The sequence below is a fragment of the Simplicispira psychrophila DSM 11588 genome, from assembly GCF_000688255.1.
Taxonomy (GTDB): Bacteria; Pseudomonadota; Gammaproteobacteria; order Burkholderiales; family Burkholderiaceae_C; genus Simplicispira; species Simplicispira psychrophila.
Genome location: NZ_JHYS01000018.1, coordinates 31,464 through 55,205 on the forward strand (window position 1 = coordinate 31,464; position 23,742 = coordinate 55,205).

The 23,742-nt window shown below is 61.0% G+C and carries 24 protein-coding genes; 3 read left to right on the plus strand and 21 right to left on the minus strand.

The features are described 5' to 3' along the window. Window positions 1–55: 55 nt before the first annotated feature. The 12 genes from Q390_RS0114985 to flgB all read right to left on the minus strand — a co-directional run bounded on the left by Q390_RS0114985 (window position 56) and on the right by flgB (window position 12,422). Window positions 56–1,258 (minus strand): HDOD domain-containing protein, encoded by a 1,203-nt coding sequence (locus tag Q390_RS0114985; protein ID WP_027996793.1) that lies wholly within the window; start codon window positions 1,256–1,258, stop codon window positions 56–58. Between the two features lie 19 nt (window positions 1,259–1,277). Then, window positions 1,278–2,609: a flagellar hook-associated protein FlgL gene (gene flgL, locus Q390_RS0114990; protein WP_027996794.1), complete on the minus strand. Its 1,332-nt coding sequence runs from the start codon at window positions 2,607–2,609 to the stop codon at window positions 1,278–1,280. A gap of 38 nt (window positions 2,610–2,647) precedes the next feature. Continuing rightward, on the minus strand, window positions 2,648–4,720 hold the full coding sequence (gene flgK, locus Q390_RS0114995) for a flagellar hook-associated protein FlgK (RefSeq protein ID WP_027996795.1): 2,073 nt from the start codon (window positions 4,718–4,720) through the stop codon (window positions 2,648–2,650). A gap of 50 nt (window positions 4,721–4,770) precedes the next feature. Then, window positions 4,771–5,697, minus strand: a complete 927-nt coding sequence (gene flgJ, locus Q390_RS0115000) for a flagellar assembly peptidoglycan hydrolase FlgJ (protein ID WP_027996796.1) — start codon at window positions 5,695–5,697, stop codon at window positions 4,771–4,773. A gap of 25 nt (window positions 5,698–5,722) precedes the next feature. Continuing rightward, a complete protein-coding gene (locus Q390_RS0115005; RefSeq protein ID WP_027996797.1) occupies window positions 5,723–6,868 on the minus strand; it encodes a flagellar basal body P-ring protein FlgI in 1,146 nt (381 codons plus the stop codon). Window positions 6,869–7,108: 240 nt separating this feature from the next. Next, window positions 7,109–7,849, minus strand: coding sequence for a flagellar basal body L-ring protein FlgH (locus Q390_RS0115010; protein WP_084153948.1), 741 nt, complete (start codon window positions 7,847–7,849; stop codon window positions 7,109–7,111). Window positions 7,850–7,886: 37 nt separating this feature from the next. Then, window positions 7,887–8,666, minus strand: a complete 780-nt coding sequence (gene flgG / locus Q390_RS0115015; protein ID WP_027996799.1) for a flagellar basal-body rod protein FlgG — start codon at window positions 8,664–8,666, stop codon at window positions 7,887–7,889. Between the two features lie 37 nt (window positions 8,667–8,703). Further along, window positions 8,704–9,444 (minus strand): flagellar basal body rod protein FlgF, encoded by a 741-nt coding sequence (locus Q390_RS0115020; protein WP_027996800.1) that lies wholly within the window; start codon window positions 9,442–9,444, stop codon window positions 8,704–8,706. Between the two features lie 47 nt (window positions 9,445–9,491). Further along, window positions 9,492–10,766, minus strand: a complete 1,275-nt coding sequence (gene flgE / locus Q390_RS0115025) for a flagellar hook protein FlgE (RefSeq protein ID WP_027996801.1) — start codon at window positions 10,764–10,766, stop codon at window positions 9,492–9,494. A gap of 57 nt (window positions 10,767–10,823) precedes the next feature. Continuing rightward, window positions 10,824–11,492 carry a flagellar hook assembly protein FlgD gene (locus Q390_RS0115030; RefSeq protein WP_051603278.1) on the minus strand — a complete coding sequence of 223 codons (669 nt, stop codon included), beginning with the start codon at window positions 11,490–11,492 and terminating at the stop codon, window positions 10,824–10,826. Window positions 11,493–11,557: 65 nt separating this feature from the next. Next, on the minus strand, window positions 11,558–11,962 hold the full coding sequence (flgC, locus tag Q390_RS0115035) for a flagellar basal body rod protein FlgC (RefSeq protein ID WP_027996803.1): 405 nt from the start codon (window positions 11,960–11,962) through the stop codon (window positions 11,558–11,560). A 28-nt stretch (window positions 11,963–11,990) separates the two neighbouring features. After that, window positions 11,991–12,422 carry a flagellar basal body rod protein FlgB gene (gene flgB, locus Q390_RS0115040; RefSeq protein ID WP_027996804.1) on the minus strand — a complete coding sequence of 144 codons (432 nt, stop codon included), beginning with the start codon at window positions 12,420–12,422 and terminating at the stop codon, window positions 11,991–11,993. Window positions 12,423–12,641: 219 nt separating this feature from the next. On the opposite strand from flgB, the gene flgA reads away from it, so the two are divergent. From flgA to Q390_RS0115055, 3 genes are all read left to right on the plus strand, one after another. Further along, complete coding sequence (flgA, locus tag Q390_RS0115045) at window positions 12,642–13,385, plus strand: flagellar basal body P-ring formation chaperone FlgA (protein WP_027996805.1); 744 nt, start codon at window positions 12,642–12,644, stop codon at window positions 13,383–13,385. Window positions 13,386–13,513: 128 nt separating this feature from the next. After that, window positions 13,514–13,846 carry a flagellar biosynthesis anti-sigma factor FlgM gene (gene flgM / locus Q390_RS0115050; RefSeq protein WP_027996806.1) on the plus strand — a complete coding sequence of 111 codons (333 nt, stop codon included), beginning with the start codon at window positions 13,514–13,516 and terminating at the stop codon, window positions 13,844–13,846. 32 nt (window positions 13,847–13,878) lie between these two features. Next, entirely contained in the window at window positions 13,879–14,253 is a 375-nt protein-coding gene (locus Q390_RS0115055) for a hypothetical protein (protein ID WP_027996807.1), read from the plus strand. 72 nt (window positions 14,254–14,325) lie between these two features. On the opposite strand, the gene Q390_RS0115060 is transcribed toward Q390_RS0115055, so the two are convergent. The 9 genes from Q390_RS0115060 to motA all read right to left on the minus strand — a co-directional run bounded on the left by Q390_RS0115060 (window position 14,326) and on the right by motA (window position 23,614). Next, window positions 14,326–15,051, minus strand: coding sequence for an RNA polymerase sigma factor FliA (locus Q390_RS0115060; protein ID WP_027996808.1), 726 nt, complete (start codon window positions 15,049–15,051; stop codon window positions 14,326–14,328). A gap of 6 nt (window positions 15,052–15,057) precedes the next feature. Continuing rightward, window positions 15,058–15,876 (minus strand): hypothetical protein, encoded by an 819-nt coding sequence (locus Q390_RS0115065; RefSeq protein WP_027996809.1) that lies wholly within the window; start codon window positions 15,874–15,876, stop codon window positions 15,058–15,060. Further along, window positions 15,869–17,365 (minus strand): flagellar biosynthesis GTPase FlhF, encoded by a 1,497-nt coding sequence (gene flhF / locus Q390_RS0115070; RefSeq protein ID WP_027996810.1) that lies wholly within the window; start codon window positions 17,363–17,365, stop codon window positions 15,869–15,871. The genes Q390_RS0115065 and flhF overlap by 8 nt, the downstream gene beginning before the upstream one ends. Then, window positions 17,362–19,446 carry a flagellar biosynthesis protein FlhA gene (gene flhA, locus Q390_RS0115075; protein ID WP_027996811.1) on the minus strand — a complete coding sequence of 695 codons (2,085 nt, stop codon included), beginning with the start codon at window positions 19,444–19,446 and terminating at the stop codon, window positions 17,362–17,364. The genes flhF and flhA overlap by 4 nt, the downstream gene beginning before the upstream one ends. After that, entirely contained in the window at window positions 19,443–20,597 is a 1,155-nt protein-coding gene (locus tag Q390_RS0115080; protein ID WP_027996812.1) for an EscU/YscU/HrcU family type III secretion system export apparatus switch protein, read from the minus strand. The genes flhA and Q390_RS0115080 overlap by 4 nt, the downstream gene beginning before the upstream one ends. An 89-nt stretch (window positions 20,598–20,686) precedes the next feature. Continuing rightward, window positions 20,687–21,316 carry a protein phosphatase CheZ gene (locus Q390_RS0115085; RefSeq protein WP_027996813.1) on the minus strand — a complete coding sequence of 210 codons (630 nt, stop codon included), beginning with the start codon at window positions 21,314–21,316 and terminating at the stop codon, window positions 20,687–20,689. A 6-nt stretch (window positions 21,317–21,322) separates the two neighbouring features. Beyond that, window positions 21,323–21,709: a chemotaxis response regulator CheY gene (cheY, locus tag Q390_RS0115090; RefSeq protein WP_027996814.1), complete on the minus strand. Its 387-nt coding sequence runs from the start codon at window positions 21,707–21,709 to the stop codon at window positions 21,323–21,325. 66 nt (window positions 21,710–21,775) lie between these two features. Then, on the minus strand, window positions 21,776–22,711 hold the full coding sequence (gene motB, locus Q390_RS0115095; protein ID WP_027996815.1) for a flagellar motor protein MotB: 936 nt from the start codon (window positions 22,709–22,711) through the stop codon (window positions 21,776–21,778). 42 nt (window positions 22,712–22,753) lie between these two features. Beyond that, window positions 22,754–23,614, minus strand: a complete 861-nt coding sequence (motA, locus tag Q390_RS0115100) for a flagellar motor stator protein MotA (protein WP_027996816.1) — start codon at window positions 23,612–23,614, stop codon at window positions 22,754–22,756. Between the last annotated feature and the right edge of the window lie 128 nt (window positions 23,615–23,742).

Genomic DNA, 23,742 nt, shown 5'->3' on the forward strand with positions numbered 1-23,742 from the left:
GCAGCGCCCGACCAACACGGCGCAGGCACAGCACAGGGTGGCTGCGCCTGCGGGTTCAGCCAGGGCGTGCCACGGTTTGTGCGGCCAGCACACGCAACAGGGTGCGGTTGACGTCTTCCAGCACCATGTCGTTGTCTTCGCACAATTGGCGTACCACGCTGGCGTCGCAGTTCTCTAATGCGCGCGCCATCTGCAGGATGGGAGCGTACGGGCCGATGTGTTGCCCGGCGGCTTCATAGACGCGCTCGGACAGGGGGATGCGGTGCAGGATGGTGTCCAGCGATTCGCCCAGCATGTCGTCCAGTTGCGAGAACAGCGCGCACAGATAGACCTCGCGGCGCAGTTCGATGCCGACGCCGGCGTCGATGAGGTGCTCGCTCAGCTTGGCGCGCAGCACCAGGGCTTCGCGCATCGGGCGCAGGTTGACTTCGGTGCTGGCGTGCGGCAGTTGGGTCGAGAGCCAGCGCATCAGCGAGCCGTAACCCATCATCACCAACCCCCGGCGCAGCGAGTCCACGCCGGTGCGCAGTCCCAGCGCGGCGGAGTTGGTATAGGTCATGAAGCGGTAGGCCAGCAGTGGGTCTTCGCTCAGGATGTCTTCAAATATTTCCAGCGATTGCTCAGCGTCGATGGCTTTCATCAGCCGGTAGATGACGGTGTGGCTGGGCTGCGGTGTCTGTTGGCGCAGGCTGTAGAGCACGTCTTCGGTCGGCCAGCCGAGCAGGGCGTGGGCTTTTTGCTCGTCCAAGCAGTGCTCCATCAGCGCGCGGCTGGCAATGCCTTCGTACATCTGCCCGGCCAGCACCGGGCTGGCGCCAGGAGCAGCCTTGAGCGCCTGCACTGCGGTCAGCGGTGGCACGCTCAGCAGGCTGTTGTCAAAGCAGCGTGCCAGCTGGGCGTCGGGCAGGTGGCCGATATCGCCGCGCCAGACCAGTTTCAGGCCGCGCCGCTTGGCGTCGAGCACGCGTTGGTACACGCTGGAGTCGTTCAGCCAGTCGTCCGGCACTTCCATCCACGGTGTTTCGGGCGGGGCGTGTTCGAGCAGGTCGCACAGCAGCTGGCGCGTTTGTGGGGCCAACAGCAGCGGTGGCGATTGTGGTTCCCAGATTTCTTGCAGCGTGCGCAGCAGGTGCTGCGCATCGATGGCCACGGTGCTGTCGGCTTCGTGGATGCACAGCTCGATGCCGCACAGCGAGCGCGACAGGCTCCACAACGGGCGGTAACCAAAAATCAGGCTGCCAAGAACAGATTGGGCCATAGGCTAATGCGGCGCGCGCTTAGGAGATGTAGTTGAACATGGACATTTTTTGCACCATAGCGTACGACTGTAGCGCCGCCTGGTAACCCAGTTGGGTGTGCTGAAAGTCCGAGATGCCCTGCACCATGTCCAAGTCTTCGGCGCGTGAGCGGTCGGATTCGAGCTGAATGCTGCGCGTGTCTTGGTCGCCCGTAATGCGGTCAGCGCGGTTAAGCAGTTCGCCGGCATAGCTGCGGATAGCCTGCAGGCGCTCCATGCCCCGATCCAAATTGGCCAAGCCCTGCCCGACGGCCTGGGCAGCGGCGTTGCTGTCAGCGGCGTTGGCGATGCCGCCAATGGCTTGGTCGATGGTGCCAAATAGGCCAGTGCTGGGTTTGAGGGTGATGGTGTCGAGGGTGGCCACACCGGGGGTGACGGTGCCATCGGAGGCCGTGATGGGGCTGGCCTTGATGCTGAACTTCAGGCCATCAATGAAGGCGGTGGGGCTGTTTTCTTTGGAGATTTCAAATTCCAGCGGTTTGTCGTTGGCGAAATCCGGGATGGTTCCAACCTGCGCTGCTGCCCCGGTCGTTTTGTTACGCACTTCGTAGGTGGCGGTGCTGGTGTTGGGGGTGGCGCCGGCCGTGACGCTAGTGAAAACGATTTCAAAGTCGTCGCCCTGGCCATTGTTTGTGGCGGGGATTTGGGTGGGATCGACCACCGTGATTTCGCTGGTGCCGAATTTACGGCCCGTCAGGGACGTCGGCGGCGTTGCCGTGTTACTCAGTGCAGCGTTGTAGATGCCATCGCGCTTGGTTTGGAACATGAAGGCCGAATCGCCATCCAGCATGGTCGGAATGCCCACGGCAGAGCCGCTGGTTTGGCCAGCCAACCCGGCAAAGCTGTCGGGTGTATTGCCCAAGAACGGCGCCAGCGCGCTGCCCAAGGCCCCCAGCAGCGGCAGGCCATTGGTGTCTTTGCGGTTGGCCACGCTGACCAGCTGGTCGCGCAGGCTTTCAATTTGGCCGGCAATGATGCGCCGGTCTTGCGGGGCCAAGGTGCCCGCGCCGGCGCTGACCATCAGCTCGCGTATTCCCTGTACCAAGTTGACCGCGTCGCCCATGGACGATTCGGCCTGTGCTACGGCATTGCGCTGCACGTCCAGGGCACGTTGTTCGGTTTGGATGCGGGCCATGCGCGTGATGGCGCGTTCGGCCTGGGCGGCGGCCACCGGGTCGTCGCTGGCGCGCAGTACGCGCTTGCCAGAGGTGAGTTTCTCGTTCTGATCGGCCAGCGAGTTTTGACGCGCGCCGATGTTGCGGATCGAGTTGTCGTACATGCTGGCTGTGGCCACGCGGTTGATTGAGCTCATGGCGGTGTCTCCGAAATCTAGGGGCGGTGCGCGTTGGCTTAGCGGCCGACGCTTTGCATCAAGGTGTCAAAAATGTTTTGCGCAATCGACAGCATCTTGGCCGAGGCTTGGTAGGCCTGTTGGTACTGCAGCAAGCGCGCGGCTTCTTCGTCCAAGTTCACGCCAGCGATGGCGGTGCGGTCTTGCTCTAGGTTGTCGGCAATGGCGGTGGACAGGTGGGACGCAAACAGGGCACTTTGTGTCCGGGTGCCGATTTGTGCCATGGCGCTGGCAAAACCGTCAGACAGTGTGGCGCCGCCGTCAAACATCACCTTGTCGCGCAGCGCCAGCATGGTGCCGGCGTTGCCCGCATCGCGGGTGTACCAGTCGCCGTACTGCGCATCTTTGGCGTTGCCGACAGTGACAGTGTCATCGGTTTTCGGCGAGCCTTGCAGTGTGATTTCCCAGCCATCGATGCTGATCGGTTTGCCGGGCGTGTAGGTGAACGGCCCTCCCAGTGGCGTTAGGGCGGTGGGGGGCGTGGTGGACAAATCCATCGGTGGATTGGTGTTGCCCGTCGGCATGAAGGTGGTGCCCGCTGCGCTGACAGTGAAGGTCAGCTTGACGCCACCGCCAGTGGTGGCAGGGAGCGTGGGCGAGGGTGGCAGCGCTAATCCGCTGGTGGTCGCATCGATGATGCCGGTGGCACGCAGGCTGGCCAGTTGCAGCGAGCCGGCGTTGGTGGTGCCCATCGCGGCGTTGACGGCATTGGCTGCGGCCAAGTTGCGCGGCGAGTACTGCTGCGCTTGCATCTGCCCCGCCAAGCCTTGCATGGGCGTGAGCAGAAACTGGTCTTTGATGGCAGCACCGGCAAACGCGGTGGGCAGGGTGGGGGGAGCGGGCGGGGGCGCTCCGTCGGTCAGCTTCAGTCCTTCGCCCAGCATGACGGTGTCGAGGTCTGCCAAGCTGGTGAAATCAAACAATTTACCGTCTGACTGGCGCGTCACGGTACCGGCTGTAGCGCCGGTGAAAGTGATGTTGTAGCTGGAGGCCTGCAGTTTGGTCGGGTCGGCTACCGTCAGGCCCATTTGGTTGGGTGAAGTATTGTCCTTGCCGGTGACCGCATTGGCCAGCTCCAGCGGCTTGAACAGGTTCTCGCCCAATTTGCCGTCCAGCGTCAGGCCGAGTTTGTTTTGCGTGTTCAGCGTCTCGCTGATGCCCAGCGCCAGGCGTCCGAGCAGATTCTGGCCCTCGGCCAGGTCACTGTTCTGAAATTGCAACAACCCGGCGATGGTGCCGCCGCCCAGCATGGACTGGTTCAGTTCAATCGGCTGGGTCGCGCCGGGCATCGAGAAAAACAGTTGCTGTTGTGTTTTGCTGGTGGGAAAGGCGCTGGGTGCGCCCAGCGACAGGGTGGCGGCGGTGCTGCCCAGCACCAGCGGCTGGCTGGCGCTGACAAACACGCCGAGGCTGCCATCGTTGGCCGCAATTTGTGTGGTCTGGATGTGGACGTTCAGGTCGCGGATGAGCTGGTCGCGCTTGTCCAGCAGATCGTTGGGGCTTTGGCCGTTGCCTTTGGCTTCGACAATTTGTGCGTTGACCGCCGCAATGCTTTTGGCCAGTGCGTTGACTTGTGTCATGCTGCCGCCCAGCTGTGCGCTGACCGAGTTGCTGATTTCATCGAGCCGCTCGGAAGCGCCGCGCAAGCGCGTCGCAGTTTCTTCCATGCGGGTCAGCACCACGTTGCGTGCTGTCATGTCGGTAGGCGCGTTGGCTACCGATGAGAAGGCATTCATCATGTCGCTGATGGCAGCGCCCAAGCCGGAGGGGCCACCGCTGAACACGTCTTGCAGTTGCGACAAGCGATCTAGGCGCACGCTGTCGCCGGCCTTGACGGCCGCGGCTGAGGCCGCTTGGCGCGTCAGCAGGTCGCTGTGGTTGCGCAAGATGGATTGCACATCGACACCTTGGCCGATGTAGCCGTCGCCGGTGTAGCGCCCCTGCACGGTTTCCAGCGATACCGTCTGGCGCGAGTAACCGGGGGTGTTGACGTTGGCAATGTTGTGGCCAGCGGTTTGCAGACCGACTTGGTTGGCCTGCAGGGCGCGGGCGCCGACGTTTAAGAGGCTCATGGTGTTTCTCGTGCTTCAGAGGGCAGGGGGTGTCAGCGGTGCAATGGCGCTTAGGCTTGCGCGGCGCGCTGCACACGCAGGGCGCTGTTGATGGCGCCGCTTAACTTGCGGGCGTATTCGGGGTCGGTGGCGTAGCCGGCTTTTTGCAGTTCGGTGGCGTAGGCCATGGCCGAGTCGGTCTTGGCACGCGCTTGCTCGTAGCGCGGGCTGTTGTTGATCAGCTTGGCGTAGTCCTTGAACGAGTCTTCGTAGGAGTCGTAGGCGCGAAACTTGGCCACCATCTTGCGTGGTGTGCCGTCGATGTATTCGGTGGTGACGATGTCGGCGGTCTTGCCGGTCCAGCCCTTGCCGGCCTTGATGCCAAACAGGTTGAAGGAGTTGCTGCCGTCTTGGCTCTTGATCTCGCTTTTGCCCCAGCCGGTTTCGTGCCCGGCCTGGCCAATCATGAAGCTGGCTGGAATGCCGCTGGCCTGCGCCACGCGTTCGGCGGCGGCGCTGTGGTGCTGGACAAAGTCGTCACGCCCCTTGGGGGCTGGGCCACTGGCGACGTTGGCCGTGCTGCTGGTGGCGCTGCTGCTGGTACGGGAGGGTTGCAGGCTGGACAGGCTCAAGGTCGAGGGCGCCACCAAGTTGGCTTCACCGCCGCCCATTTGACGTGCTATCTGGCGGGCAATGGCTTCAGACAAGCCGCCGGGCTGGCCCGACATCTGGATCGATAGCTGCTGATCGAGCATGTCGGCGCCCAAGTCGCCCTGGGCGCTGTCGAGCAGGCCGGACTTCATGGTCGCCTCGCGCATACTTTTGATCATCTCGCGCATGAACAGCGATTCAAACTGCTTGGCGGTTTCGCGCGCGGCCTGGGGGCTGTTTTTGCCGGCTTCAAATTTCAGCTGATTGAGCGAGCGGACATCGACGGCGAGCGCGTTCGAGGTGCTGCTGGTGTTGGCGCTGGCAGTGGAAGGGGTGGTTAAGGCCATGGTGGTGCACTCCTGGGGTGGGCCATCAGATGACTTCCAGCTCGGCGTTGAGCGCGCCGGCGGCCTTGATGGCTTGCAAGATGGCCAGCAGGTCTTGTGGTGTTACGCCCAGGGCATTGAGGGCGCGCACCACGTCGGTGAGCTGTGGCGATGAGGGCACCTGAATCAGGTTGCCGGGTTCTTGGGTGATCTGGATATCGGCTTTTTCGCGCACCACCGTCTCGCCGCGCGAGAGCGGATTGGGCTGGCTGATGACCGGCGTCGAGCTGATGGTGATGGCCAAATTACCGTGCGCCACAGCGCAAGCGCCCAGCGTGACGGCTTGGTTGAGTACCACCGAGCCCGTGCGGGCGTTGATCACCACCTTGGCTGCGGGCGCGGTAGTTTCGATGGCCAGTTCTTCCAGCTCGGCAATGAAGTTCACCCGTGCGCCGGGGCTGCTGGGGGCTTGCACCTGTACGGTGCGCCCATCCAGCGCGATGGCCTGATTCGGGCCCAGGCGCGCATTGATGGCTTGCGCCACGCGCCGCGCGGTTTGAAAGTCAGAAGCGTTCAGCCCCAGCGTGATGGAGCTGCCGTCGTTCAGTGGCGTAGGGACAGCGCGTTCCACTTGGGCGCCCTGCGGAATGCGGCCTGCACTGAGGTGGTTGATTTGTACTTTGCTGCCGCCAGCGGCCGCGCCGGCACCACTGACGACCATGTTGCCTTGGGCCAGCGCATAAATTTCGCCATCGGCACCGCGCAGTGGCGTGGCAATCAGCGTGCCGCCTTTGAGCGATTTGGCGTTGCCCATAGAAGAAACGCTGATGTCAATGAACTGGCCCGGCTGGGCAAAAGCCGGCAGTTGCGCGGTGATGATGACGGTGGCGACGTTTTTCAATTGCAGCCGGCTGGCGTTGGCGTCCGACAAGCTGATGCCCATTTGCTGCAGGTAGTTGGACATGGCCTGCGTGGTGAAGGGCATTTGCGTGGTCTGGTCGCCCGTGCCATCGAGGCCGACGACCAGGCCGTAGCCGGTCAACTGGTTGCTGCGCACGCCTTGCACGGCCGCCACCTCTTTGATGCGCACGGCCTGCGCCGGCAGGGCAGTGCACAGGGCGGCGAACAGGGCCACCAGCGGGGCCAGTTGCCGGGCCGTGTGCCATGGAAGGGGGGGGCGCAGAGCTTTCATGGCTGCAATTGTGGAAGGACAACTCCTTGTTAAATGGCCTGATAAGCGGCGCATTTACCCATCAATTGAGCGGCTGTATGTGAGTCTGCGTGTTTGAGTGAAACAAAAATAATAGCTGCTAGCGCACGTGTTTAAAGGTTTTCAGCATAAAAACAGCTTGAAACCCTTTAAATACGTGCGCTAGCAGCTCACTTTTTAATAGGTCGGGTGAGCGCAGCGTCACCCGACACACCGGTCTATTTAGAACGGTGAAACCGAATTGAACGCCCGCGACAGCCAGCCCATGGCCTGGATTTCGCTTTGTGCACCGCGTCCGCGCGATTGCACGCGCACGTTGGCCACCTGGGTGGAGCTGACCACGCTGCCCGGTTGCAGTGCACGCGGATCCACCGTGCCCGAGAAGCGCAGCACATCGACGTTGTCATTGACGCCGATCTGCTTCTCGCCGGCTACCACCAAGTGGCCATTGGGCAGTACGTCGATGACGGTGGTGGTGATGGAACTGGTGAAGATGTTTTCGTTGGTGGTCTTGCCGCCACCTTCAAATTCGCTGCCACTGTTGCCGCCGATTTTTACGCGCCCCAGATTGGCCGCAGCATTGCCCTTCAGGAAAGGCAGCGCCGTGATGCCAGCGTTCATTTCGGATTTGCGGGTCAGGTTGGACGAGGAGGTCTGGCTGGCCGTGACGCGCTCGACGATTTGAATGGTCACGCTGTCGCCCACCATGCGCGCGCGCCGGTCTTCAAAGGTCGGGCGATAGCTGGCCGTGTTAAACAACCCGCCTGTGGCTGGGCCCATAGCGCGCGGTGCCATCGCCAGGGGGGGCGGCGCGGTGGGCAGTAAATCGACCGGCGGTGGCGGTGACAGGGGCGCGCAGCCGACGCACAACACCACCAAAGTCGTACCCGCCAAGCGGGTGAGCGGACGCGCAAACAGCGGCGCAAGGGCGGCGGCAATGGAGGAAAAGGTGAATGTTGGCATGGCGGAGCCTTTGCGGTGCGGTGCGGTGAACGGCGGCTTAGAGCTGACCGAGCTTGGCCAGCATTTGGTCGGAGGTCTGGATCGCCTTGGAGTTCATCTCGTAGGCCCGCTGCGTCTGGATCATGGTGACCAGTTCTTCCACCACGTTGACGTTGGACGATTCTAAAAAACCTTGCATGGTCTTGCCCATACCGTTGGCGTCTGGCGCGCCAGTTTGTGGATTGCCCGAGGCCACGGATTCGCGGAACAGGTTCTGCCCGATGGGCTCCAAGCCACCGGGGTTGACGAAGGTGGCCAGCGTCAGGTTGGAGCCGCCGAGTTTGGCACCGGCTTTGTCAAAAAATTCGACCAATCCTTGGTCGCTGACGCTCATCTTGGCCGTGCTGGGCGGCACGGTGATGCCGCCCGACAACGGGTGGCCGCCAGCGTTGACCAGTTGACCCGTGGAGTCGGGGTTGAAGGTGCCGTCGCGGGTGTAGGCGATGGTGCCGTCGGGCATGTCGATTTGAAAGAATCCGGAGCCATTGATGGCGATGTCAAAGTCTTTGCCGCTGGCCTGCGGCGTGCCTTGGCGAAAATCGCGGCTGGTGGAAACGACGTTGACGCCCAAGCCCAAATGCAGGCCGGTGGGCAGCTGGCTTTGCTCGCTGCTGCTGGCGCCAACTTGGCGCAGGTTCTGGTAAGCCAAGTCCTGAAACACGGCGCTGGCGCGTTTGTAGCCAGTGGTGGAGACGTTTGCTAGATTGTGCGAGACGACATCCAGCTGTGTCTGCTGGGCCGACATGCCGGATTTGGCAATCCACAGGGAGTTGATCATGGTGTTTCTTTCAGTAAGGGCGGCAGGCGTGCGTGCATCAGCCGTTGACGCTCAACAGCTGGCCGGCCGATTTGTCGTTGGCTTCGGCGGTTTGCAGCAGCTTGATTTGCTGCTCGAACTGGCGCGAGGCGGCGATCATGCCGACCATGCACTCGACCGGGTTGACGTTGGATCCTTCCAAGGCGCCGGCCAACATGCGGGCATTGGGGTCGCTAGGCAGTGGGTCGCCGGTGGTGGTGCGAAACAGCCCGTCATCGCTGCGCTTGAGCGGTGTGTCGGCAGTGGGTGAGGCCAGCTTCAGGCGCCCCAGTTGGGTGGGCGGCTGGTTACCGGTTTTGGTGGTGATGGTGCCGTCTGAGCCCAAGGTGATTTCAGCGCCCTGAGGAATATCGATGGGCGCACCGCTATCGGACAATACCGGTAGGCCCGTGGGGGTCAGCAGCTGTCCGGTGCTGGAGACTTCAAACACGCCTGCGCGCGTATAGGCTTCAGTGCCGTCCAGCCCCTGCACGCCAAACCAGGCGTTGCCCAGGGCCATGGCGTCCAGGCTGCGTCCGGTGCGCGTCACCGGGCCGGAGGCTTCAGAGTGGCCAGAGGTGGCTTCGAGCGCGAACACGCGCGTGGTGGCGCCTTCGCCCTGAATCGGCACCGAGCGAAAGGTGGACATTTCGGCGCGAAAGCCCTGCGTGGAGGCATTGGCCAAGTTGTTGGCCAACACCGCCTGCCGGGACGCCGCCGCGTTGGCGCCGGTCATGGAGGTGTAGATGATGCGATCCATGGCAGTAACTCCGGGTGTTGTTCAGGGGTGTCAGGGGTGGACGGTTATCAGCGCAGGTTGACCAGCGTGGACATCACCTGGTCTTGCGTCTTGATGGTCTGGGCGTTGGCTTGGTAGGAGCGCTGCGCCGTCATCATGTTGACCAGCTCGGCCGTTAGATCGACGTTGGACTCTTCCAGCGCGCCGGCGCGCAGCGTGCCAAAGCTGCCGCTGCCGGCTTTGCCATCGACCGGCACACCCGAATCACCCGACTCGACCCAGTTGTTGCTACCTACCGCCGTCAGTCCTTGCGGGTTGCGAAAGTTGGTCAGGGCGATTTGTGCCTCGGCGCGGGTGACGCCGTTGGAGTAGCTGGCCATGATGGTGCCGTCGGCGCCAATGTTGATGCCTTTCAGTTCACCCGAGGCGAAGCCATCTTGCTGCAGGTCGGAGACGGCGAATTTCGCGCCGAACTGGGTCATGCTGGATAAATCTAGCGCGACTGCAATGTCGGCCACCGGCGGAGAGTTGGGGTTGGACGCAGGCTTTACCGTCAATGTGATGGCTGCGTTGGCCGGATCATAGACGCCGTTATTGTCGAATTTGACAGTGCCAATGGAGGTCGCTACCACCGGTGGGACAGCAGTAGCATCGTCGAGCTTGTCAAAAACTTCCCATTCGTTAGGCCCTTTTTTCGCGAAGTACAGGTTTACGGGTGTCGCTACGCCTTGGGTGTCGTAGACGTTGACGGAGGTGCCATAGGTTGAGCGTGGTGTGGCGGGAATTGCGACTACAGCAGGTGGGCCGGCAGCTGCGGGCACGCCGGCGGCAAGATTGGCACGGGCATCCAGATTCATCGTTGCGGTAATACTGGTGGTCAGCTTTGCCGGAATCGGCGCACCGACAGGAAAGGACAGCGGCGTGGTGGTCGAACTGGCGATACCCGTGGTGGGATCGACCTTGTAGCCCATGACGTGCGCGCCATCGTTGGTGACCACGTCGCCGGTTTTGTCTTGCTTGAAGTTACCGGCGCGCGTGTAGGCCGCCGAGCCATCGGGCAGTTGCAGCTTGAAGAAGCCGCCGCCGTTGATGGCCACGTCCAGGCCGTTGCCGGTCATGTTCAGCCCGCCTTGGCTAAATTGTTGCGAAATGGTGGCCGTTTCGACGCCAAAGCCGGCGCTTTTGCCGCCGCTAAAGCCAGCCATCGAGCTGGCCACCAAATCGGCGAATTCAGCGCGCGAGGCTTTGAAGCCGACAGTGCCGGAGTTGGCGATGTTGTTGCCGATAACGTCCAGATTTTTGCTGGCGGCATTGAGGCCTGAAATGCCTTGTTGAAAACCCATGGTGTGCTCCTGATAGGAAAGAGGTTGCGTGCTACGGCTTTAATGGCACTAGCGGTGTTAGAGGACGGATTTGATGGCGCCATAGTCGATGGTGTTGCCGCGTCCCAGTTGCAGTTGCAGGGTGCCGTTGTCTTGGCTGACAGAAACCACCTGGTCGATGGTCAGTGGCGTAGCGGTCACATTGGTCGCGCCGTTCTTGGCCTGCACCTGGAAGTGCAGCGGGCCGCTGTCGGGGTGGGCGCTGGCGTCCCATTCAAAGTTGACGCGCCCGGCTTTAAGCGAGCCCAGATCCACCACGCCCAGCTCTTTGCCGCTGGCGTTGAGCACTTGCACTTGCACGTCGGCCGCCGGCTCTGATAAATCCAGTGCGCCATAGGCAGTTTTGGTTTCGGCATTGATGGCCATCGAATCGCCTTCCACCAGCACCTGGCGCCCCACCATGGCGGTGCCTTGCAGCAGTTGCTGGGCAGAAAACTGGCTGACCAGGCCTTTGACGGTGGTGTTGAGCTGCTCGATGCCGGTGACAGTGTTGATCTGCGCAATCTGCGAGGTCATCTGTGCGTTGTCCAGCGGGTTCATTGGATCTTGGTTGTTCAGCTGGGCCACGAGCAGCTTTAAAAAACGGTCTTGCGAATTAGCTGCATCGTTGGCGTTGATGTTGTTCGTACTGGCACTGGTGCTGGCAACATTGGCGCTGGGCGTGCTGGAGGTGATGGCGGAGGTCATGGGGGGTGCACTTTCAGAAGGGTCGGCGAAGGAGGCAGCTCAGGAACAGCGAAAGGAGCAGGCGTTTATTGGCCCATTTGCAGCGTTTTGAGCAGCAGCGTTTTGGCAGTGTTCATGACTTCGACGTTGTTCTGGTAGGAGCGCGAGGCCGAGATCATGTTGACCATTTCATCGACCGCATTGACGTTGGAGTGGGTGACGTAGCCCTCGGCATCGGCCAGAGGGTGGCTGGGGTCGTGCAGGCGGCGCCCAGGTTGATTGCTTTCTGTAATGGATTTGACACGCACGCCGTTGGAGCTGTCGGCGCCCATGGGGGCGGTTTCGAACACCACTTGGCGCGCTTTGTAGGCTTTGCCATCGGGGCCGGCCACGGCATCGACGTTGGCCAAGTTGCTGGCAACGACGTTCAGGCGCTGCGACTGCGAGCTGATGGCGCTGCCCGAAACGCTGAAAATGGAGAACATCGACATGGCGGGGTGTGCTTTCTAAGACGGGGGCTCACTGGCCCTGGATGGCGCTGAGCATGGTTTTGGCGTTGCCGTTGATAAAGCGCAGCGTGGCTTCGTAGCGCACGGCGTTGTCCACAAAGTTGGCGCGCTCGCGGTCTAAATCGACGGTGTTGTTGTCCAGGCTGGGCTGGGTCTGCACGGCATAGCCGAGCGTGCTGTCGCGGTCGCTGTGGAAGCGCACCGTAGGCAGCGGAATGTGGCGTGGGTCGCTGGTAGAGGCTGCCTTGCTGCTGGCGCTGCGGGCGTCACGTTCGCTGGCTTGCGTGGCCTCTTGCATGGCGGCGGCAAAATTCACGTCGCGGGCGACATAGCCGGGGGTGTCAGCGTTGGCAATGTTGCTGGCGATGGCACGTTGGCGCTCGGAACGCACCAACAGTGCGTTACCGTGGAACCCTATTTGCTGGGTCATCTTGTCGAGCATGGTGTGCCTTCGCCGAGGGTTGCAGAAATGGCCGGGCACTGCAGGGCGGCATCCGACGTGGATGAATTATGAAAACCTGGCAGTTTTGCTAAGCAGGGAAGAAGGTGGGTATTTCTGGGTTGTTCGGTGCTTTGGCCGGCGCGGCACTCCCTATAGTTCCAGTGGTGAAATGGCCTGTCGCGGATGCGTGGGGCCAACCCTTTTTTTAGGAGGCAAACCATGTCGCGTTCTTTTCTCGCAGCGTCCATGCCGGCCCCTTGGCGTATCGCTGTGACTGGCGTGGCGCTAGTCGCCGCCTTTGTTGCGCCACCCGTACAGGCCCAAGTACAACCCTCCCCCGATTTGGGCCAGCTCACCCAGCGCTGGATTAACGATGCCTTGCAACAAACGCCCCAGAGCACACCGCTGCGCATGGAGGTGGATGTCGGGGCGCTCGATGAGCGTTTGCGCCTGTCGCCGTGTACGCACGTCGAGCCTTATTTGCCGGCCGGCGCCCGTTTGTGGGGACGCTCGCGGCTGGGTCTGCGCTGCCTGGACGGCGCTACGCGCTGGAATGTGTTTTTGCCGCTGACCATCAAGGCTTATGGCCCGGCTTGGGTGCTGACAAGCAATGTCCCCATGGGCACCGCGCTGACCGAGGCGGATGCCGCACAGGCCGAGGTGGACTGGGCGGCCGAGCCGGCGTCCGTAGTGGCTGACCCAGCGATGTGGGTCGGCCAAGTGGCTTCCCGCCAGTTGTTGGCGGGCCAAACACTGCGCCAGGCAATGGTGCGGGCGCCACATTTGTTCAAATCTGGCGCCCAGGTGCGCGTAGTGGCCGAGGGCCCTGGCTATGCCGTAACTGCCACCGGTCAAGCCATGGCGGCGGGCGCCGTGGGCCAGACGGTACGCATCCGCATGAGTAATGGCCGGATAATCAGCGGCATTGTGGATGAGACCGGCGCCGTCTCGGCAGCTCTTTGAAACCCGCCGGAGGCATCCAGAAGACCGTTGGCCGACCTGCCCGGACTACAAATCGCTAAAGTACGCAGCGAACAGGTCGAAAACATGGCTACTGATGCCCCACGTTACAAGGGGTGGTGGAGAGAGTGATGAAAATAGGTCAAAAACCGGAATTGCCCAGCGCTGCAGCGCAGGCCGCAGGCTCTGCCAAGCAGCAGGCGCGGGCTGGTGCGTCTGCTGCCAGCGCCTTGGGCCAAAGCGTGGCTAAAGCCAAAGCTGCTGGTGCACCTGTTTCATTTTCACCCGCTGCCCGGGGCTTGGAGCCTATCAGCTGCAGCAGCAACAGCAGCGATTTTGATGTCGATCGTGTCAATGCCATGCGCGCCGCCATTGCCAACGGCACTTTCCAGTTCAATCCCCAGGCGGTAGCCGACAAAATGCTCTCCAACGCCTATGAGGTGTTGTCACACGCACGCGTTTAAGCGCGCTTTTTTAACCCACTACTGATGCAGTTATGCCACTGGAACAAACCCTTGCCTTGGTAGAGCAGCAGCTTGCGCAGGTGTCTGACCACTTGCTGGCCAACGATGCGCTGGCACTGGAGCGCAGCAGTGCGGCTCTGCGCCATGCCATCGCCAGTTTCTCTGAAGCCATGGTGCTCGCGCGCCGTCGGCAGGCGTTGTCGCCCGCTTTGGTGCAGCGCCTGCAAGACATCCATACCCGTCTGGGCGCACAGCGCCAGGGCTTGGCGCGTATGGCCGCAGGCAACGATCGTTTGGCTGCAGTATTGTTGCCCAGTGCCCCTGACGCTACCTATGGCCGCGCCTTGGGCGTGCGCGCTGTCTCTGGCCCCCGAGCGCGCATTTACAGCTCTACCTACGCACACTGAGAGTGTCGAATTGAAAAAGCCGCCGTTGCAAGGGTGCAACGGCGGCTTTTTTTGTGGGCGGGTTTGTTTAATTCAATGGCTGCGCATCTTGGCGCGCAAGCGTGCAATGGATTGGCTGTGCAGCTGGCAAATACGTGATTCGGTCACGTCGAGCACAGCGGCAATTTCTTTCAGGTTCATGTCGTGCTCGTAATACATGCCCATGATGTATTGCTCGCGCTCTGGTAATGATTCAATGGCTTTGACTAACGCAGTGCGCAGGCGCTGATCGCGTAGCAGTTCGACCGGGTCGGCGTCTTTGTTGTCGGCGATGTCATGGCGCTCCAGAAAACCTTCTTCGCCCTCTTCGCCGCCACGCGTCATATCTTCCAGGTACACCAGTTGCATGCCACGCACTTTGCCCAATAGGCTTTGGTAGTCAGGGAGAGACATTCCGAGTTCGGCAGCAATCTCTGATTCCAGCGGGCTGCGGCCTAGTTTTTGCTCGACGCGCTGCACTGCTTTTTCGATATCTTTTTGGCTCTTGCGCGAACTGCGTGACATCCAGTCGCCCTCGCGCAGTTCGTCGAGCATGGCCCCGCGAATGCGCTGCGTGGCAAAGGTCTCGAATTGCACGCCCTGTGCTACTTCGTAGCGTGACAAGGCCTCGGTCAGGCCGATCATGCCGACCTGTATCAGGTCATCGAGTTCGATGTTGGGAGGGAGTTTGGCAATCATATGGTGCGCCAGCCGTCGCACCAGCGGCACATGCTGGCGAATTAACGCCTCACGGTCGAGCTGGCCTTTGGCGGTATACATCACTGATCAGTGCCTCTGGTGAAAAGGCGGATAGCTCTCGGTGGGGGAGCGTGCAGAGGCTGCGGCCAAGTGAACGGGTACACCGTGCGCTGGCACACCGATAGTGCCAGCGTTTTCCAGTAGGCGCAAAGCTAAGCGCTGCATATCTTGGGCGCTGCCGGCGTAGATACTGGTGGTGCCGATGTGCTGGCCCAGGTGGCGCGCGGCACATTGGCGCAGGGTGTCCAGTTCAGTGTCGATCTCGCGCCGCCGTGCTGGGGCATCAGAGTCGGCAATGCAAGCCACCGTGCCAGCCAAGCCAGTGTGTATTGCCAGCTGTTTGAGTTGTTTGTAACTGGTGACAATGCCAGGTTTTCCGGGTTGCATTAGCAGCAGCGGTGTAGTGGCGATACCTTTGAGCAGAGGCGTCGAGAACGTCGCCACTGAGGCATACACCACGATCAGTGCATATTGGCGAAATAAGGGCTGCAGCGCCTGCAATGGCTGTGCTGCATGGGGCGAGTTGAACGCCAAGGTGTACAAACCTTGAAAGGCCGGCAGCACCGCTAAGGAGGATGCATGGGCACCGCCCATGGCAAAGCTGCCGTCTCCTCGGGGGGCGTTGGCCAGCAGGTGTTGTAGGCCCGGCGCTTCGTAGCTTTCTTCGGCGGTGCCGTCGAGAACAATCACCGGGTAGCCCAGGCGCTGCAGGTGTGAGCACACCTGCCACAGGGTTTCCAGTGTCCGCCCATCCGCGCCTTGGCTGACCACGGCAGTCAAGCGCAATTCGATCTCGGGCGTGTGGCAGTGCAGGCTGGTGCCTTGGTGCGAGTGGAGGTCAAGCATCGAGGAGCCCCCTTTCGAAAGAATGTTCTTGCGTATGGGAGAAGAAAAAATTCAGATCAGTGGCCTTAGGGTCAAAGGCCGAGCGTGTGGAGGCACGCATCGAGGTGTTAATGAGCTTGTGGGCGTCGGCCGCTTCCCAGTCTTCGGGTACGCGCTGGCCATTCGTCACGCCGCGCAATACCATCTGGTGGCGAATCAGGGCATCGATGGATGGGCCCAGTTTGGCTGCTTCATCGATCTTTGAGAGGATGGCTTGTTGCGATCCTTCGGTCTTGAAAGCCGTCAGGGTGTCGTCCAGCGTATCTCCATGGCAACCGGCGCTGAGCACCAACAGGCGTTTGACGTGTGGCAGATTCAGCACATCCAGCATGTCGCGCTTGCGCGGGTCGCGTGGTGCTACACCGGTGGTGTCGATCAGTACCATTTTTTTGCCGCTGAGCAGGCTCAGCAGGTCTTGCAACGCAGCTTGGTCGTGTGCCAAGTGGGCTACGACGCCAAGCATGCGGCCATAGGCGCGCAGCTGTTCGTGGGCGCCGATGCGGTAGGTGTCGAGCGTGATCAGGCCGATGCTGCTGGGACCATGCAGGCGTGCGCACATGGCTGCCAGTTTGGCGGTGGTGGTGGTTTTGCCGACGCCGGTAGAGCCTACTAGGGCGTAGATGCCGCCTTCTTCGTACAGTGGGCGTGCGCTGGCATCGGTTTTGAGGTTGCGCTGCAGCACCTCCATTAGCCAACGCACGGCTTCGGTGGCACCGAGGTTGTCAGGAATGCGTTCCAGCACGGCGCGCGCCAGCGAGGGTGAATAGCCAGCGCGGATCATCTTTAGCATCAGGTTGGACTGGATCGGGTTTTGGTTCGCCTGGTTCAGCCACGAAAGCGTATTGAAGCGGTCTTCAATCAGGTCTTTCATCGACTGCAGCTCCGTCATCAAGCCTTGCTGGCTCACGGTGGCGGGAGCTGCCGGGGCTGCACTGTCGCGATTGTCACGCTGCACTCGCAGTGCTGATTCGCTGCTCATCTTGGGTGCGGGTGGTGTCATGGGTGCCGGCGGGCGTAAAGGGTTGTGGCGCGCTACGACGGGTGCGCTGGCCTGTGTGTATGACGGGGCAGGATCGTATGCCGGTTCCTCAAAATCAGCGTCTACACCACCACCATGCAGCGCTTCATGGCGGCGGCGCAACATGCGCTCGCGCACATAGTCTTGGAACGACAGCGTGCTCATGGCCAACTGCTCCGTATCTTCGTGTACCGGGTTGCGGGACTCGGGCGCCAGCAGGGGGGGTGCGGCTGGCTCCGTCCGGCGCGACGCAGCGGGTGCGCCGGCAGGATAGTCATCGAGTGCATCAATCGAGTCTTCGGCCGTGGCTACCACTTCGACGCCGGTGGGGGTGGGGCGGTTGGACAAAATGAGTGTGCCATCGCCAAAGGTCATGCGTGCCTTGGCCAGCGCTTCACGTGAGGTGGCAGCGTGGAAACGTTGGATATTCATGCGGAGGCTCCTTGCAGGACTGGCCCGATGCGGATGGTGTGTGTTTCAGGAATTTCGCTGTGCCCCAGCACTTGCAGGCGCGGCGCTACGCGGCGCACCAGACGGGAGATGGCGCCGCGAATGGAATCAGGGACGAGCAGGCAGGCGGGCAAGCCAATTTCTTCTTGCTTGAGAGCGATTTCGGCGGCCTTTTGCGTCAGGATGTCGGCGACGCCGGGGTCCAGGGCCGGGCCGGCAGCGTTGCCCAGGGCTTGCACCAGCAAGCGCTCCAGGCCGGGCTCGATGGCGATCACATTGAGCTCGCGCGTCGGGCCATAGATTTGCTGCACGATGGCCGGTGACAAGGCAATGCGCACGCGCCGGGCCAGCTCGACCGGGTCGGAAATGCTGACAGCGTGCTCGGCCAATGTTTCGATGATGGTGCGGATGTCACGGATGTGCACCGACTCTTCCAGCAGCAGCTGAAGCACCCGTTGAAACGTTGCAATCGAGACCATTTTGGGAACCACTTCTTCAATCAGTTTGGGGGCCAGTTTGGCCACGTGCTCCACCAATTGCTGGGTCTCAGTGCGACTGAGCAACTTGGCGGCTTGTACCTGCATCAAGTGTGACAAATGCGTCGCCATCACGGTTTCCGAATCAACCACGGTAAAGCCTGCCATTTGCGCCGCTTCCTTCTGTTGTTCGTCAATCCAGTGTGCTGGCAAACCAAACGCGGGGTCGGTGGTCGGCGTGCCAATCAGCGGGGTGGAGATGCCGCCGGGGTTGATGGCCAAGTGCATGCCCGGGAAGGCTTCGCCCTCGCCCACCATCACGCCGCGCAGGGTGATGCGGTAGCCGCTGGGCTTGAGTTCCAGGTTGTCACGCACATGCACCGGTGGTGGCAAAAAGCCGACCTCCTGGGCAAACTTGCGGCGTACGCCCTTGATACGGGTGAGCAGGTCGCCCTGGCGATTTTTATCAACCAGGGCAATCAGGCGATAGCCTAGCTCCAGTCCCAGCAGATCGATGGGCTGCAGATCATCCCAAGTGGCTTCGCCATCGGTCGGTGGGGGGGCCACGGGTGCTTCGACTTCAGGTGGCACTTTGGCGCGCTGCAGCAGATTCCAGGCCATATAGCCGAGCAGGGAGCCAATGCCCAGAAACACCAAATGCGGCATGCCGGGAATGAGGCCCAGGAAAATCAAAATGCCAGCGGTGATACCCAGCACGCGTGGCGAGGTGAACAGCTGCTTGATGATCTGCTGGCCCATGTCGGTTTCTTTGCCGACACGCGAGATCACCATGGCGGCTGCCACCGAGATCAGCAAACCTGGAATTTGCGCGACTAGGGCATCGCCGACGGCCATCAGGATGTAGGTGTCCGCCGCTTTGCCCGCCGAGAGGTCGTGCTGCAACATGCCAATGGCAAAACCGCCAACGATGTTGATGAGCAAAATCAAAATGCCGGCCACGGCGTCGCCGCGTACAAACTTCGAGGCGCCATCCATGGAGCCAAAAAAATTGGCTTCTTCCGAGACTTCCAGGCGCCGGCGTTTGGCTTCGGTTTCGTCGATTAGGCCGGCGTTGAGGTCGGCATCCACCGCCATCTGTTTGCCGGGCATCGCGTCCAAGGTGAAACGGGCGGATACTTCAGCAATACGCTCAGCCCCCTTGGTAATCACGATAAAGTTGATCACCACCAGAATCGAAAACACAATCAGACCGACGGCAAAGTTGCCGCCGATCAGAAAGTGACCAAAGGCCTCGATCACGGCCCCCGCAGCGCCGGGGCCAGTGTGGCCCTCCAGCAAGACCACGCGTGTTGAAGCCACGTTCAGCGACAGGCGCATCAGCGTGGTCAGCAGCAGCACCGACGGGAAGGCGGCAAAGTCGAGCGGTTTGAGCATGTAAGCCGCCACCATCATCACCATCAGCGCGACGGCGATATTGAGGGTAAAGAACACGTCCAGCAGCCAAGTCGGAATGGGCAGCACCATCAGCGCCAGAATCGCCACCACCAGCAGCGGCGCCGACATGCCCTGGGCGGCGGCAGCATTTCTGCCGGCCCACTGCCGGGCAGAGTTCATAGTGGTATTCATGGCTGCAAACCTCTTTGGGTGGTGCGATTCAAGGGATCAAGCTCCGGGGGGACCTGCGGATCGGGTTGCTCGTCGGGCATCTGTCCCTCGCCGCGCAGCGCCGCCTTCAGGCGATACACATACGCCAAAATTTGGGCCACGGCGGTGTAGAGCGCGGCAGGGATGGGTTGATCCAGCTCGGCATGGGCGTACAGCGCCCGGGCCAGCATGGGCGACTCCAGCACCGGCACGGCGTGCTGCTTGGCCAAGTCGCGAATCGTCATGGCGATCAGGTCGGTGCCCTTGGAGATCACCTGGGGGGCATTCATCGAGTTCTCGTCGTACTTCAGCGCCACGGCGTAGTGGGTCGGGTTCATGACGACAAAATCAGCCTTGGGCACGGCGCTGACGCTGGTGCCATCGGCTATATCGCGCTGGCGCTGGCGTTGGCGCCCTTTGGTATGCGGGTTACCCTCCGACTCCTTGTGCTCCTGCTTGACTTCCTCGTGCGACATCTTCAGGCGTGCCTTGAAGAAATACGACTGCAGTGGTACGTCTACCAGTGCGACCAGAAACACCACCAGCAATTGCAGCGTGATGCCCGAAGTCAGCCATTGCGCTGCCTGGCCAATGGCCAGTGGAGACGGTTGCAGGACCAAAATGGCGATCTGTTCAATGCTGCTACTCATGTAGTTCCAGGCCACGGCGCTGAGCACCGCCGTCATCAGCACCATCTTGGTCACATTGGTCAGTTGTTGCTTGGAGACAAGATTGGTGGCCCCGGAGATCGGATTGAGGCGATTGAACTGCGGCATGATGGGTTTGGTGCTGAAAACCCAGCCACCAGCACCGATGGCGCTGATCAGTGCGGCAGAGCCTGTAGCGAAGGCAAACAGCGCGCTGACGATCAAGCCCACAGACAACATGCTTTGCAGGCGCCTGAGCATGGAGTCCGGCGAGTGCACCACCGCAGCATCAAAGCTGAGCGCCTGGCCCATGGCCAACTGGAGGTGCTCGGAAAATTGGGGTGCCAGCGCCAACATGCAGACTGCGCCGGTGCCCAGAATCGCCAGATGCGAGAGGTCGCGTGAGCGCGCAGCTTCCCCGTCGGTACGGGCTTTCTGCAGTTTTCGCTCACTGGCGGGAAGGTCTTTGTCTTGGCTCGAATCCATGATGGCATGACGTCTTTTGTCATGCCATTGTCGTTATCGGGTTTGCTATCTAAAGTCCGATAAGAGGGGGTGAAGCGCCCCAGTTCGCGTTAAAACCCCAAGCTGGCCAGCAAGTCGTCTACCTGCGACTGATCGGTGACGACGTCGGTCGCGGTTTCCGGGTTGACCACTGGGCCGTTCAGGTGCTCGTGTGGTTTTTCTACGGGAGGTGAAGCGGCATTGGGCGGTGCTGTCTCAAGCACCAGTTGCAGCAGTTGCTTTTCAATGGTGGCGGCCAGTGCCACCACGCGGGCAATCACCTGGCCCGTCAAGTCATGAAAGTCCTGGGCCATCATGATTTCGGTCAGATGCTCGTCGGCGGCCTTGGTCACGCCGGCCACATCGGTCAGGTAGTTCATGATCTCGCCCGACGCCACGGCCCGCACCGGGTCTTGCACAAGCGCTGCCGTGACGCGCTGCGTTTCGGCGGCCAGATGGTCGTGCTGGATTTTGGCCTGCTCCACACGCCCTAATACTTTTTCTGCCGCCTCGCCCGTCAGCCGGGCAATATAGGTCAGCCGGCTTTGCGCATCGGGCAGCTCGTCCATGGTGCCGCGCAGTTGGTCGGCATAACCCAGCTCACTCAGTGAATCATGCAACTGGCGCGTCAGCAGACCGATTTTCTGGTGAATGGCGATGGTGTCAGCAATCGATGAATGGGATGTAGCGCTGGTGTCCATGGCCGTTTACAACCCCATTTTTTTAATGATGAAGGTGACCTTGTCTTCCAACGTTGCCTTGGTAAAGGGCTTGACGATGTAGCCAGCAGCACCGCCCTGGGCGGCTGCCACGATGTCTTCCTTGCGGGCTTCAGCCGTCACCATGAGGACAGGCAGGTGCTTGAGCTTGTCATCGGTTTTGATGGCACTGAGCAACTGAAAGCCGTTCATGTTGGGCATGTTGATGTCGGTGACAACAAAATCAAATTTGCTGTTTTGCAGTTTGTGCAGTGCGACAAGGCCATCTTCCGCTTCATCGGCCTCGGAAAACCCACTTTCTTTCAGCAGGTTGCGAACAATGCGCCGCATGGTGGAGAAGTCGTCAACAATCAGGAAGCGAAGGTCTGAGGCCACGTGAGACCCTTTCGGTCGAAAATTACAGTAGATAGTGTCATGGGGGGCAGTGCCAGTTACGGCCAGTTACGGTGCCGCCTTGGCGGGGAGATTGTCTGTCTTTTCATCGGGCAATTGTGCCGTGGGGATGACAGGAAGACTCTTTCCCAGCAATCTTTCTTCGGCTTCGCGCGTCAGAATGGTGATCGTGATACGCCGATTGGCGGGCGCGCGCGGGTTTTCGGGCTCCAGCAAATCGCTGGCGGCCAAACCGACGACGCGGCTGAGCTTGGCATCGGGCATTCCGGCCGCCACCAATTCACGGCGCGAGGCATTGGCCCGGTCAGCCGACAACTCCCAATTGCTGTAACCGCGGTCGCCCTTGCCGTAGGCTGCGGCATCGGTGTGGCCGGCCAGGCTGATGCGATTTTCGACCTCGCCCAAGGCCGCGCCAATGTCGCGCAATATGTCGCGCATATAGGGCTTGACGAGGGCACTGCCGCTGTCAAACATGGGCCGATTTTGGTCGTCCACGATCTGGATCTGCAAGCCATCGGGCGTCATGTCAATGCGAATCTGCGAGCGGTATTCATTGAGCTTGGCGTTTTGGGTGATGATCGCGTCAATTTTGGACTGCAGGGCCTTGATGCGTGCGGCATCCTGGCGCGCCACGGCGGCCCGGGCTTGGTCCGGCGACATTTTTTGCCGATTTTTCTCGGCCTCTGATTTGCGCGTTTGGCCATGGGCCTTGGTCAGGTCGGTGCCGCCGCCGGAGATGATGCTGCTGCTATTGCCAGAGCCTTCGCCGCCGGCCATCGCTACCTTCAGGGGGGTATTGAAATAATCTGCTAGCCCCTGCAACTCGCCCTGTGCGGTGGAGCCCAGCAACCACATCAGCAGAAAGAACGCCATCATGGCGGTCATGAAATCGGCGTAAGCAATCTTCCAGGCACCCCCATGCGCAGCGTGTGCCGTCTTCTTGACGCGCTTGATGATGATGGGTTGGAGTTTTTTTTCGGCCATGGTGCAAAGCGGGTGCGGGCGACTTAGGCTGCCAAGGGCAGTTTATTTTTTGCCGCGCACATGATCTTCCAGCTCTAGGAAGGTGGGACGATCGGTAGAGAACAGCACCTTGCGGCCAAATTCGATGGCAGTGGCCGGGTTGTAGCCCTGCATACTGGCCAGCAAAGTAGTTTTGATGCACTGCAACTCTTTGGCGGCGTCGGCTGCTTTTTGCTCGACCAAACCGGCCAAAGGCTCGACAAAAGCGTAGGCCAACAAAATCCCCAAAAACGTGCCGACCAGCGCCGAACCCACCATGGCGCCCAGCACCGAAGGTGGCTGGCCAACCGAGCCCATGGTGTTTACCACCCCGAGCACCGCCGCCACAATACCAAACGCTGGCAAGCCACCGGCCACGCGGTTTAACGCAGCGACGGGGGCGTGGGCTTCCTCGTGGTGGGTGTCGATTTCGCTCTCCATCAGCGCTTCAATTTCGTGCGAGTTCAGGTTGCCCGAGACCATCATGCGCAGATAGTCGGTCATGAACTCGACCACATGGTGGTCGGTGCCGACGTTCGGGTATTTTTTGAAAATTTCGGATTCGTGCGGCTCTTCCACGTCTTGCTCAATGGCCATCAAGCCTTCTTTGCGCGCCTTCTGCAAAATGTCATAAAGCAGGGCCATCAGTTCCATATAGCGCGCTTTGGTGTATTTGGAGCTTTTGATGGCGTTTTTAACGCTGGCCAGAGTGGCTTTGAGGACTTTGGGCTGGTTGTTGACGATGAAGGCGCCCACCGCAGCGCCGCCAATGGTGGCCATTTCAAAGGGCAGGGCGGTCAGCACCACGCCGATTTTGCCGCCGTGCAATATGAACACGCCAAAGACGCAAATCAGGCTGAGGACGTAACCAAGTATAAGAAACATGACGAATGAGCGCGGTGTAAATGGTGCGGCGGGGAGCTTGCTGTGGTTGCAAATGTATCGGATTGATGTCCAGGCAATGCTTTAAGAACCCTGCCAATTCCCTGCTTCTTTGGCGATTGCTGTCCAGC

Coding starts and splice junctions, on each gene's coding strand:
- motB (WP_027996815.1), bottom strand. CDS start 22,711: ATGGCCGAAAAAAAACTCCAACCCATCATCATCAAGCGCGTCAAGAAG.
- flhF (WP_027996810.1), bottom strand. CDS start 17,365: ATGAATATCCAACGTTTCCACGCTGCCACCTCACGTGAAGCGCTGGCC.
- Q390_RS0115085 (WP_027996813.1), bottom strand. CDS start 21,316: ATGGACACCAGCGCTACATCCCATTCATCGATTGCTGACACCATCGCC.
- flgC (WP_027996803.1), bottom strand. CDS start 11,962: ATGTCGATGTTCTCCATTTTCAGCGTTTCGGGCAGCGCCATCAGCTCG.
- flgB (WP_027996804.1), bottom strand. CDS start 12,422: ATGCTCGACAAGATGACCCAGCAAATAGGGTTCCACGGTAACGCACTG.
- flgJ (WP_027996796.1), bottom strand. CDS start 5,697: ATGGCCTTAACCACCCCTTCCACTGCCAGCGCCAACACCAGCAGCACC.
- Q390_RS0115030 (WP_051603278.1), bottom strand. CDS start 11,492: ATGACCTCCGCCATCACCTCCAGCACGCCCAGCGCCAATGTTGCCAGC.
- Q390_RS0115065 (WP_027996809.1), bottom strand. CDS start 15,876: ATGCTTGACCTCCACTCGCACCAAGGCACCAGCCTGCACTGCCACACG.
- Q390_RS0115010 (WP_084153948.1), bottom strand. CDS start 7,849: ATGCCAACATTCACCTTTTCCTCCATTGCCGCCGCCCTTGCGCCGCTG.
- flhA (WP_027996811.1), bottom strand. CDS start 19,446: ATGAATACCACTATGAACTCTGCCCGGCAGTGGGCCGGCAGAAATGCT.
- flgE (WP_027996801.1), bottom strand. CDS start 10,766: ATGGGTTTTCAACAAGGCATTTCAGGCCTCAATGCCGCCAGCAAAAAT.
- Q390_RS0115005 (WP_027996797.1), bottom strand. CDS start 6,868: ATGAAAGCTCTGCGCCCCCCCCTTCCATGGCACACGGCCCGGCAACTG.
- flgL (WP_027996794.1), bottom strand. CDS start 2,609: ATGAGCTCAATCAACCGCGTGGCCACAGCCAGCATGTACGACAACTCG.
- Q390_RS0115055 (WP_027996807.1), top strand. CDS start 13,879: ATGCCACTGGAACAAACCCTTGCCTTGGTAGAGCAGCAGCTTGCGCAG.
- flgM (WP_027996806.1), top strand. CDS start 13,514: ATGAAAATAGGTCAAAAACCGGAATTGCCCAGCGCTGCAGCGCAGGCC.
- Q390_RS0115060 (WP_027996808.1), bottom strand. CDS start 15,051: ATGTATACCGCCAAAGGCCAGCTCGACCGTGAGGCGTTAATTCGCCAG.
- motA (WP_027996816.1), bottom strand. CDS start 23,614: ATGTTTCTTATACTTGGTTACGTCCTCAGCCTGATTTGCGTCTTTGGC.
- Q390_RS0115080 (WP_027996812.1), bottom strand. CDS start 20,597: ATGGATTCGAGCCAAGACAAAGACCTTCCCGCCAGTGAGCGAAAACTG.
- Q390_RS0114985 (WP_027996793.1), bottom strand. CDS start 1,258: ATGGCCCAATCTGTTCTTGGCAGCCTGATTTTTGGTTACCGCCCGTTG.
- flgG (WP_027996799.1), bottom strand. CDS start 8,666: ATGATCAACTCCCTGTGGATTGCCAAATCCGGCATGTCGGCCCAGCAG.
- Q390_RS0115020 (WP_027996800.1), bottom strand. CDS start 9,444: ATGGATCGCATCATCTACACCTCCATGACCGGCGCCAACGCGGCGGCG.
- flgK (WP_027996795.1), bottom strand. CDS start 4,720: ATGAGCCTCTTAAACGTCGGCGCCCGCGCCCTGCAGGCCAACCAAGTC.
- flgA (WP_027996805.1), top strand. CDS start 12,642: ATGTCGCGTTCTTTTCTCGCAGCGTCCATGCCGGCCCCTTGGCGTATC.